This window comes from Streptomyces sp. NPDC001617, from assembly GCF_053596855.1.
In genome coordinates this window covers 1-2,152 of the sequence record NZ_JBSFHA010000203.1, presented here as the reverse complement: position 1 = coordinate 2,152, position 2,152 = coordinate 1, and the positions used below count along the sequence as shown (strand labels likewise).

2 pseudogenes are annotated in these 2,152 nt (G+C 65.0%); one reads left to right on the top strand and one right to left on the bottom strand.

Annotation, left to right across the window (positions count from 1 at the left end):
• Positions 1-390: 390 nt before the first annotated feature.
• A pseudogene (locus ACWC09_RS52565) lies at positions 391-1,830 on the top strand (NF041680 family putative transposase).
• On the opposite strand, the pseudogene ACWC09_RS52560 reads toward ACWC09_RS52565, so the two are convergent.
• Positions 1,808-2,152, bottom strand: a pseudogene (locus ACWC09_RS52560) (hypothetical protein); the annotation flags it as partial. The pseudogenes ACWC09_RS52565 and ACWC09_RS52560 sit on opposite strands and share 23 nt — an antisense overlap.

Below are 2,152 nucleotides of genomic sequence, written 5' to 3'. Positions count from 1 at the left end.
ACGACTCGTCCGCCAAGGCTTCCTCACCCAACCCGGACGAGGTCGCTACCAGAAACGGACTTAACGTCCACTCAAAGCGTAACCTCCGGGCTCGCCGCCGCTGCGGCGAGCTGTTCTGCGGGTATCGCTTCAAGGTGACACGGCAGCGAGATCTCCTTATCGCATTGATTTATCTCAAATAGTGAATATGCGTACAGAAATGACGACCAATATTTCCTGCCGACCGGCTCCGGATACCTTCCGTCGCTCTAAGCTTGGCGTTTATCGTCCGTGGTCGAACATGGCCTCGAACTTGATGACGTTCTCGGCTGAGTGCCTGACGTGAGAGCGGCCTTCGTCTGATCCTGTGCTCCGTCACAGAGGCACTTGACCAGCACGAAGGCCGTAGCAATGAGTCTGCTGCATCGGGATGTCCCGCGAGATGCGTTTGCCGAACTGTCATGCTTCCGGACGGAGTTCTATGCCTGCCTGACCCAGCGGCCCGATGCCTTGTTCGAGCTGAGTGACGCCTTGCTGTGTGCGGACGGCCCGGTGAATACGTTGGTCGAGCTGTCCCTGGCGCCGGAGCATCGGCGTGGACATGCGGCGTTGTACGGCGGGCTCAACCACGGACGTCTGGATCTGTCCCGGCTGCGCAGGGCGCTGGCCGGACTGCCGCTTCCTCGGACGGCGGAGGGGCGGCTGGTCCTGGCGGTCGATGTGAGCAACTGGCTGCGGCCGGACGCGAATACGAGCCCGGACCGGCTGTTCTGCCACACCTATGGACGGGGAAGGGGCTCGGCCCAGATGATCCCCGGGTGGCCCTACTCCTTCGTCGCAGCTCTGGAGCAGGGTCGGACGTCGTGGACTGCCCTGCTGGACGTGGTCAGGCTGTGTCCGTGGGACGACATCATCACTGTCACCGCAACCCAGGTCCGGGAAGTGTTCCAGCGGCTGTACGTGGCAGGCCAGTGGCGGATCGGTGACCCACCCGTCCTGGTCCTCGTCGATGCCGGCTACGACGTGACCCGCCTGGCTCTCCTGCTTGCGGACCTGCCCGTCGAGTTGCTGGGCCGGATGCGTTCGGACCGCGTCCTCTGCTTTCCGCCCCCCTCCGCGACCGGCGGGCAAAGTCGGGCGCAAGCCCAAGCGTGGGGCGGAGTTCGCGTTCGAGGCGGCGGCCACTTGGCCGGTCCCGTCCGTCACCACGGTGACCGACACCACCCACTACGGGAAGGCCGTCGCCACTGCCTGGGACCGCCTGCACCCGCTGCTGGTCCGGCGTTCGGCCTGGACCGACTATCCCGAAGGCGAACTGCCCGTGATCGAAGGCACCATCATCCGTCTCCAGGTCGACCACCTCCGCGGAGATCGCAGCCCCAGACCTATCCGGCTGTGGTGGTCAGCCACTGCCACGACTGCCGGGGATGTGGACCGGCTCTGGCAGGCATTGCTGCGCAGATTCGATCTCGAGCACACCTTCAGGATGTTCAAGCAGACGCTGGGGTGGACCACTCCCCAACTCCGCGAGCCGGCCGCCGCCGACCGCTGGACCTGGCTCGTCATTGCTTCACACACCCAACTCCGCCTTGCCCGGCCCCTCGCAGAAGACCTCCGCAAACCCTGGGAACGGCCTCCACGCCAAGGGCGCCTCACACCCGCACGCGTCCGTCGGGGATTTCGCCGCCTCCACGGGAAAGCCCCTCAGCCGGCAGCGCACCGAAACTCACCACCGCAGGCCCCGGCCGGCCAACCGGAGTGAAGAACAAGCACCGTGCACGCGAGCACCCCGCCGGGAAACAGGACAAACCGAACCTCGCGACAGCCATCACAAGCAGCACAGCTGCATAAACGCCAAGCTAAGGCGGCAGGCCCCAGGATGTTCGGCTGATCCGACGGTGTCCAGGACGGTGAGTCCGAGACGGACGTCCAAGACGGTCATACCCGCCTTCGCATCGTGGGTCAGGTAGGTGTTCGTCAAGGACGTCAAGGCGTCCTCGACTGGTTGATCTGCGTCGCGGCAGCACAGCGCCATCAGGCAATCGGTGACGACCTGTTCCCACGGCTCGCCCGGCGCTGTTGAGTGGACGTTAAGTCCGTTTCTGGTAGCGACCTCGTCCGGGTTGGGTGAGGAAGCCTTGGCGGACGAGTCGTCCGAGACGAGCACGGGTGA